The sequence below is a fragment of the Mycobacterium sp. genome (assembly GCF_050701675.1).
GTDB lineage: Bacteria > Actinomycetota > Actinomycetes > Mycobacteriales > Mycobacteriaceae > Mycobacterium.
Genome location: NZ_JBOGDD010000627.1, coordinates 1 through 8,553, shown reverse-complemented (window position 1 = coordinate 8,553; position 8,553 = coordinate 1). Strand labels below are relative to the sequence as shown.

Below are 8,553 nucleotides of genomic sequence, written 5' to 3'. Positions count from 1 at the left end.
GAGCACTGTGATGCCGGCTACCAGCCTAGATGCGCTGTGCCGCGGATACTGAAACGCTTGCCTTAGCCACATGGTTGGCATGATAGGCCCAGATCGACCTGTCGCTCGTGTTCGCTCCGTCTGCCGCGTCTCGCCAAGGGCGGCTCCACCGACGAACTAGCGACGCTACGACGGTCAACGACGCCGATACCGCAACGCGGTCAGAAGTAGGAATTGCGGGGTGGCTCGACGGCGTTGATCACCCAGTCCCCGATCACGCGACGCTTGTAGTCGAGGGGGTTGTGGGCCACCACGGTCCGAGCGTTGCGCCAGTGCCGGTGCAGGTTGACCGAGTCGGTGACGGCAGAGGCGCCACCGACGTCGAAGACCCGCTGGGTGGCTGGCAGCACGAGAGCGGCAACCGCTACCTGGGCGCGGGCAACGTCCACCGCGGCCTGTAACGCAGCGGCCTCGGTGCCTGCCTCGGCGGCCTCGTCCAACGCGTCGGCGGCTCCCAGCACCACGGCCCTGGAAGCCGAAGCAGCGGAACTGATGTCGCCCACCGCGTGCAGCACGTACGGATCGTCCACTGGCTTGGCGGTCACCCCGTGCGCACTGACCCGCGCCCTATTGCGCACGTACTCGCGGACGTCGTTGCAGGCGTCGGCTGCGATACCCGCCAGGACGGCTGCCAAATAGAGCTGGCGATGCCCGCCGATGTGGGTGAACTTCTCCTTCAACGAAACCATCTCGACCAGTTCGTCTGCGTCCACTCGGACACCGCGCAAGGTCGTCGTCCCGGTTGCCGTGGTGCGCTGTCCCATGCCGTCGGCGATCTCGATGCCGGGGCGGTCGGACGGGATCAGGGCAAGGCGCTCGGCGCCGTCCCAGTCGTTCGCGCTGACCAACAACAGATCACTGAACAGTGATCCCGTCGAGTACGATTTCACCCCGTCGATCGTCCACCCGCCGTTGGGGTTCGGGACCAACCGGGTCTCGATCATGCCGGGCCGTCCGGCCGCGCTCTCGCTCAGGGCATTGCCCACCAGGGTGCCGGTCGCCAACTCGGGCCACCATCGATCGCAGCTGGGTTGAGTTCCGTTGGTGCGCAACTCCTCGACGAAGAAGAAGTGGGGGCGGATGGCCTGCGCGACGTTCGAGTCGACCGAGGCGATCGCGACGACCGCGTCCAGCTGGTCCTTGATGGTGCCGCCCGCGCCGCCACAGTCGGTGGGAATGCGCAACGACAGCACCCCCGACTGCCGGATCAGATCGATCGATTCATACGGAAGTCGGCGCTCCCGCTCGCGTTCGGAGACCGAGGCGTCGAGCCCGGCAAGCAACTTCGGCAGTCCCGCCAGCACCTCACCGGCAGCGTTGACCGGCCTATTCACCGATCACGCCTTCGTCGGTAGCGGACTCCGTCGCCAGCAGTTCCCGGACTCGCGGAATCACCTCTCGGGCAAACACTTCCATCTCCTGCTCGAACGGCTGGAAGGCCAGCATGAACGTCTCGATGCCGAGCCGGCTCCACTCCACGACCTTCGCCGCGACCGTGTCGTAGCTGCCGACGAGTCCCGAAGCGGTGCCACCGTTGGGCCCGATGTGCGGCCGATCCTTCAGGGTGCGCCACATCTGCGACTTTTGGTCGAGGTCGCGATGTATCCGCGCCGCCACGTCGCCACCGGCCGCCTGCTCCTGCGCATTGAGTTCCCAGTGATAGGAAAGCAGCTCCGCCGCTTCCTCGTCGCTGGGAGCGGTGACCACGAAACCGACCAGCCCGAACGCGATTGGCGTGTCAGTCGGACGTGGGCGGCTCCGGACGTCGTCGATGATCTCCTTTGCCGTCTCCACGGGTTGCCCGTTGAGGAAGAGCACGTCGGCCTCTGCTACGGCCAGATTCCGGGCGGGCTCCGACTCGCCGCCGAGATAGATGCGGGGCCTGACGCGGTACGTGCCCGCCGGACGGATCACGAAGTCGTCGAGGTTGACGTACTTGCCCTGCAGGGTCGTCCGTTGTCCGGTCATCAACGCGCTGACGGCGTGCAGCCATTCGCCACCGAAGAGGTAGCGCTCGTCATGCTCGAGCATGCCGATCCCGGATCGTTCGAGATCAGGTTTCCACCAAGCATTCACGACGTTGATCGAGAACCGTCCGCCACTGATCTCCTCGATGCCCAGCGCCTGCTTCGCCAGGATCGTGGGGTGAATGACCGACGGTTTGATCGCCACGATCACCTCGATGGTGTCGGTGATGGCGCTGACTGCCGCCGCCGCGGTCCAGGCATCGAGCTGGTCGAGTTCCTCACCGAAGGGATTCATCGTGTGCTGGGCTATCAGCGTGCAGTCGAATCCCAGCCGCTCGGCCAGCAGCACCTGATCTCGTACTCGGCGCCACGACGCGTCCACCGGGTCGTCGGGGTGGGTCAGAGCAGCCATGGTCCCGTGCACGTTCGCCCAGATGCCAAAGCGCGGATTGCTGGTCATGGGTCTAGGGAGTCGCTTTCTATTTGATGATGTTCTGGAGCTTTTCGCGGTCTACCGTGGTGAGTACGGCCAGGATGATCACCACGCCCTTGACGATCTCCTGGGTGAAGGACGAGACCCCGGAGATGTTGAGGCCGTTGCTGAGAATGGTGATGAGTGCTACTCCGAGCAGCGTGCGCTGCACTCCGCCCGCTCCCCCGGTCAGCGCGGTCCCGCCGACCACGATGGCCGCCACCACGTCGAGCAGATAGCCGTCGCCGATGGTCGGTGTCGCCGAGCCCAGTCGGGACAGCAGGAATACCCCTGCCAGTGCGGCGAAGCCACTGGACAGGATGAAGACGCCGGTCTTGTAGGCGCGCACCCGAATTCCGCTGAGCGTCACGACACGTTCGCCTGCACCGATGGCCACGACGTACCGTCCGAACCGGGTTCTGGCGTGCGCGAAGACCAGTACCGCCCACGCCACCATCGCGAGGAGGAGGGCGTTGGGCACCCCCGGCACCAGGCGTCCGTTGGCCAGCAGACCGAAGTCGTCGTTCTCCACACGTACCGCCCTGCCCTGCAGCAGATTCAACGCGATGCCGGTGAAGATCGATCCGGATGCGAGGGTGGCGATGAATGACGGTAGGCGCAGGTAGGTCGACAACAGCGCGTTGAACAGGCCGGCCAGCACGCCGACCGCAAGTGCCATCACGATCACCGCGACGGGACCGAGATCGTGATCCCGCATGGCGATGGCACCGAGCGCTGCAGTAAGACCGGCGAGTCCACCGACCGACAGGTCGATGCTGCCCATGAGAATCACGAAGCTGGCACCGAGTGAGATCAGCAGCAGTGGGCCAGCTTGCGCGCCAAGCACGGTCAGATTCTGCGTGCCCAGGAAGGCAGGCTGTCTGATCCCGAAGTAGAAGACGAGCGCCGCCAACGCGATCAAGGGCAACCAACGCCCGGCCTCCCCTGCGCCTTCGGATCGGCTGACGTCGGGCTGGGGTCCGGCGTCCTCGGACACGTGAACATCGCTCACTTCGTCGTCCCGTCTTCACTCACGCCGAGCATCGCGCCCAGCAGATCCGCTTGCGACATCTGGCCGCTCCGGTGGTCGAACTCACCCGCCAGTCGCCCCTCCCGCATGATCAGCACCCGATCACCGATGGCGATCAGTTCGGGCAGATCGTCGCTGGTGAACAGCACGGTCGTTCCTGCCTCGGAGAGAGCACGCAACAATCGGTAGATCTCGGCCTTGGCACCCACATCCACTCCGGCGGTTGGGTTTTCGATGAGCAGGACCTTCGGACGTCGGTAGATCCACCTGGCCAGTGACACCTTCTGCTGGTTCCCGCCGCTGAGCGTCGAGACCGACGAATCCTCATCGGCCTTGATGGACAATGACGAGATCAGCTCCCTGGCTGCCGAGCGTTCCCTGGCGGTCCGCCACATCCCCCCTCGGTTGGAGAACCCCCGCGGTCCGGACTCGCCACTGGGCAACGACACGTTCGACGCCACCGACTGTCCTCCGATGACGCCCTCGAAGAGGCGGTCGCCGGGGACGAAGGCGATACCCGCTCGCTTCCGCGAACCGATGCTGCCCGTCAATGGTGCGTCGTCGAGTTCGATCGACCCGGCGGCCAATGGCACCACGCCGGCGATCGTGCGCAGGATTTCGTGTTTGGCCGAGCCCAAAAGCCCTCCCAATCCGACGATCTCACCACGATGAAGCGCCAGGTCGATCGAGCTGAGGCCAGCATTGCGGCCGATCTCGCCGATGTCGCCAGACCTCGACGACGAGCTGATGCCCCGGGCCCGGAGCCGAATCGGCTCTGAAGCCGTCGCAGTCGGAGCCGTAGCCCGTTCGAGCTCGACGATTTCGCGGCCCACCATGGACAGGTGCATCGTCCTCTCGTCGAACTCGGCGATGCCGCCACTGGCCACCAGCGCTCCGTCCTTGAGCACGACTACTCGGTCGCACACTTCGCGCACTTCGTTGAGCCGGTGGGAGACGAAGGCAACGCCCGCACCAGTCGACGCCAGGTTGCGCATGCGGTTCATCAGGATCTCGACCTCGTGGCTACTGAGCCCGGTGGTCGGTTCGTCGAATAGGACGAAACCCGAAGGCAGTCCCAGTACTTCGGGAAGCAAGCTCGCCCTGGCGACCTCGAGCGCCTGCGCAGTGGCGAAGTCGTAGTCATAGAGCGGCCGGGTGACGTCCACGGATAGTTCCATCGTGTCCGCGAGCTGCTGCGCCTTCGCAGTCATGGCTGCCTTGCGGAGGATTCCGAACCGCTCGTAGCGCCGGGTGTGGCCGAGGAACAGGTTCTCCACGATCGACACGCTCGGAATGAGCGCCGGTTCCTGGAAGATTCGCCATATCCCATTGAGATTCGCCTCGGCGTACGAGCGCAGTTTCAGTGGCCGTCCATTGAGCGCCACGTGTCCCGACGTCGGCGTCGCCGTGCCCGAGAGGATGTTGAGCAGAGTCGACTTTCCCGCGCCGTTCTCGCCGAGGACGCCCAAGATCTCTCCGCCGCGCAACTCGAAGGACACCTCGTGAAGAGCCGGTACCCCGCCGTATGCCTTGGTCAGCGAAACGGCCGCCAGTACCGACGAACTCAACCCTGCACGCCTTGGTAGCCAAAGTCATCCAGCTTGAGACGATAAGCCTTGGCGTATTGCTGGGTGATCTCGTCGAATGCCCCCGACTTGATCGACTCGGTGTAGGCGGCAGGTAGCTGATATCCCGCGGGCTTTGGCTGAGAGGCGTAGAACTCGTCGATCTTCAACGGCGCCAGCGGAGCCTGCGGGTCCCACTTGTCACCGCTGATGACATGGGAGAGCAGCTTCGGGTCGAAGGGAAGGTTCTCGTTGTCGACGTACCGCGCCAGGACCCCGTCGACGTTGCCCTTGGTGACCGTGATCCCGGCGAAGCCAACCAGCCGCTCCGGCGCCTGAAAGTCGTAGCCGTTGAGCGCATCGAAGAGCCGCGCCATCGCCTGAACGCCGAAGTAGGTCGGGGACTGGAAGGCGGTCGCCGCGACGGTCCCTTCCTTGATCGCTCGCAGAATGTCCGTCGCGCCGTCGACACCGACGGTCAAGACCTGTTGTCCAGCAGCGATGTTGAGGCCCTTGAGCGCGGCGAGCACACCGGTGAGCGAGCCGTCGTTCTGCGCGACGATCACGTTGGGCACGCCATAGCGGGCGATCAGGTCCTCGGTCGCCTTCTGACCGTCCTCCGAGGCCCAGTTGCCGGGTAGCGAACCCAGGACGCGCGCACCGGGGAACTCGGCTACCGCACGGTTCACCGAATCGCTGCGCCTGGCGTCGTCGAACGACCCGGGCGAACCGGTGACGTGCAGGATCGTCAGCTTCTCACCGAACTTAGCGACGGCTTGGCGCAGAGCCTCCTTGACGGCTTCGTGGAAGCCGATGTCCTCACGGGCGGTGAACTGCTGGGTGTACGCGTTGCCGATGTCGAGAGGAGTGACCCATGGGACCGAACTGCCCACGTTGACCAGGGATCCACCGTTCTGCGCGGCGGCAGCCGTGATACCGGGCAACGAACTGCCGTCGGCACTGTTGGTCAGGAACAGACTCTGCCCGGCGGCAACCGCCGACTGGGCCTGGGTCAGCGCGACGGTGTCGTCCTTGTCGAAGTTCGTCGACCGATACGGCAGGCCGAGAATCTTGGCGGCACGCCCGGCCGCGTCGTCGATGATCGAGTTCCACTCGTTGGTCAACAGCAGCAATTGGTGGGCACCCGCGGACTTGTCGCCATCCACCCCGGCGGTCTTCGCTTCCCCTCCGACGTTACGAGCGACGATCAAGCCGCCGGCACCGACCACCACCACGCCGGCCGCGCCCGCCTTGATGAGAGTGCGGCGCGACACTCGGGGGCCACCAGGGGACTGAGCGTTCACAACTACCTGTCTTCCTCGTCACGGACATGATCACGGCCGGCGTTGAGACGAGTCAGCACCGGCGTTGATTCTTCGATTGATACGAATAAATTAGGTTCGCAGGTGTGCGTCAACAACTCGGTCCGCGCGTTCCCACAGCGCGAATCGAAAGGCGTGTGGTGATCTAAGTGCGACGGCTCGGCCCGCCGACGACTCCGCGGGACAAGCCCTCACCAGGCACAACGGATTGCGCTCGACCAGCGACCCGCGGTTTCGACTCCCGGGGCGCCTGCCGCGCGAATCCTTAAAACCAGGGGGAATGTAAGTGCCGAAGACTCCGCAGGCGGTGATCCTCGCCAAACATAGGCGGGCGACTTCCCACGAAATCGCGCGAGCGGCCGGCGTATCGCAGGCGACGGTGTCGAACGTCATCAACAGACCGGAGCTGGTGTCGCCGGCCACGCGCGAGAAGGTGATCCGGGCCATGGAGTCGATGGACTTCGTGATCAACCGGTCAGCTCAGACACTGCGTTCGGGCACGGCCACCAGTTGCGGTCTCGTCGTCCTCGACATCGCCAACCCGTTCTGGGCCGAACTCACTCGCGGGGTGGAGTCGGTGACCGCACCGCTTGGTCAATCGGTGATCGTCGCTAGCTCCGGTGAGTCGCAGGACGCGCAGACCCGACAGGTGGCTCAGCTCGAATCGCAGGGCGTGCGAGGCATCCTCGTCGCACCGGTGGGCGACGAGTTGGAGCAACTGCGTGCCGTTCAGCGCAGGGGAACCGAAGTGGTTCTGCTCGATCACGCCGACCCCGAGGATCAGTTGCCGTCGGTCACGGTGGACCACGTGGCCGGGGCACGCTCCGCCGCCGCGCATCTGTTCGGAATGGGGCACCGCTTGATCGCCTTCGTCAACGGCCCGCATCGGATTCCGTGGTGTCGCGATCGCTCCCTCGGAGTCGAGACAGCTTGCGAGGCAGCGGGAGTGAGCGAGTTCACCGAGATCACGGTACCCAGCATGACGTTCACCAGCGGACGCGCCAGCGTCGATACCGTGCTGGCCGTCGACGGCGTCACCGCCGTGTTCTGCGCCAACGACATGATCGCGATGGGCTTGCTGAAGGGCCTGATGGTTCGCGGAATCCGGGTACCAGAAGACCTTTCACTGGTCGGCTATGACGACGCCGACTTCTCCGAACTGCTATCGCCCGCCCTCACCACCGTTCGGCAATCCCCCATCGAGATCGGCCAGCATGCCGCCCGGCTGCTCTACAGCGCCGACGCCGGCGTAGACGGCGTATTGGACGTTCCAGAACTAGTCGTTCGCGATTCAGTGGCCCAGCTGCGGCGGCCAAGCTGAAGGGCACCCCGATGCCCCGAGATCGGGGCTGATTCTTCAGCCGTCTACTAGTGCCCGCACCGGGAATTCGAAGTTCGCCCGTCGTCGGGCCGAACGGCATCGGCCGGGCCGCGACTAAGCACAAAAGCCGTCTTGGACGCCACTCCCCCAACGAGGTCCACAACTCTCGCGTGTCGTGTGACCCAGCCCAAGCCATTGACACATTGTGATGCCCGCCACTAACCTGTCATCCTGCGCAGGAATGTAGGTTTTCGAGAGCGAGGTGCGAATGGGTATCCACGAAGTGGTGCGACAGCTCGATGGAACGTTGTCCGACGCGAGTCGTCGCGCACTAAATCTGCTGCTTACGGACCCGCAGGAGATGTCCTCGTTGAGCGCCACGGAAGTCGCATCGAGACTCGGCGTGCACGAGGTCACGGTCATTCGGCTCGCCCGGCAGCTCGGCTACACCGGCTACCGGGAGCTACGCGCCGAGCTGGCCAGGTCGGGCGAGGACAGCGCCACGCTGTCGAGCGCCGATCGCGTGCGTAGCCGTGGCACCTATACGTTGGCGGCCCTGGTCGATGACGAGGCCGCCGCGATGCGACGGGTGGCCAATCAGGTCAGCCAGGACGAGATCGACCAGCTTGCTGGACGAATTCTGACCGCGCGCCGGTTGATGCTGTTCGGTCCGCCGTACGCCGGCGCCGTGCTGAACGTTCTCGAGCGTCGCGTCCGGCGGTTCGGCGTCACCGCGGTGTCACTGCCGACGAGTGGGCGGCTCATCGCCGAGCACCTGACGTCCATGACCGAGGCGACCTGTTGCTCTCGTTCGTGTTGCGGCGACCGGACGCACGA

7 protein-coding genes are annotated in these 8,553 nt (G+C 65.0%); 2 read left to right on the top strand and 5 right to left on the bottom strand.

Going from position 1 to position 8,553, the window contains the following annotated elements; translation table 11 throughout:
- Window positions 1-200: 200 nt before the first annotated feature.
- The 5 genes from ACRDUX_RS19290 to ACRDUX_RS19270 are packed head-to-tail and all read right to left on the bottom strand — an operon-like array spanning window position 201 to window position 6,347.
- Window positions 201-1,373 (bottom strand): acyl-CoA dehydrogenase family protein, encoded by a 1,173-nt coding sequence (locus tag ACRDUX_RS19290; protein ID WP_526415627.1) that lies wholly within the window; start codon window positions 1,371-1,373, stop codon window positions 201-203.
- Complete coding sequence (locus ACRDUX_RS19285) at window positions 1,366-2,466, bottom strand: LLM class flavin-dependent oxidoreductase (RefSeq protein ID WP_526415626.1); 1,101 nt, start codon at window positions 2,464-2,466, stop codon at window positions 1,366-1,368. The genes ACRDUX_RS19290 and ACRDUX_RS19285 overlap by 8 nt, the downstream gene beginning before the upstream one ends.
- 19 nt (window positions 2,467-2,485) lie before the next feature.
- The gene (locus ACRDUX_RS19280; RefSeq protein ID WP_526415625.1) at window positions 2,486-3,490 is read right to left on the bottom strand and encodes an ABC transporter permease; all 1,005 of its coding nucleotides are present in this window, start codon (window positions 3,488-3,490) and stop codon (window positions 2,486-2,488) included.
- Window positions 3,487-5,076: a sugar ABC transporter ATP-binding protein gene (locus ACRDUX_RS19275; RefSeq protein ID WP_526415624.1), complete on the bottom strand. Its 1,590-nt coding sequence runs from the start codon at window positions 5,074-5,076 to the stop codon at window positions 3,487-3,489. The genes ACRDUX_RS19280 and ACRDUX_RS19275 overlap by 4 nt, the downstream gene beginning before the upstream one ends.
- Entirely contained in the window at window positions 5,073-6,347 is a 1,275-nt protein-coding gene (locus ACRDUX_RS19270) for a sugar ABC transporter substrate-binding protein (RefSeq protein WP_526415623.1), read from the bottom strand. Before ACRDUX_RS19270 ends, ACRDUX_RS19275 begins: the two co-directional genes overlap by 4 nt.
- 334 nt (window positions 6,348-6,681) lie before the next feature.
- On the opposite strand from ACRDUX_RS19270, the gene ACRDUX_RS19265 reads away from it, so the two are divergent.
- Together ACRDUX_RS19265 and ACRDUX_RS19260 are read left to right on the top strand one after the other, a co-directional pair.
- The gene (locus tag ACRDUX_RS19265) at window positions 6,682-7,716 is read left to right on the top strand and encodes a LacI family DNA-binding transcriptional regulator (RefSeq protein WP_526415622.1); all 1,035 of its coding nucleotides are present in this window, start codon (window positions 6,682-6,684) and stop codon (window positions 7,714-7,716) included.
- A 268-nt stretch (window positions 7,717-7,984) separates the two neighbouring features.
- On the top strand, window positions 7,985-8,553 hold a 569-nt coding region (locus tag ACRDUX_RS19260), incomplete at its 3' end, for a MurR/RpiR family transcriptional regulator (RefSeq protein WP_526415621.1).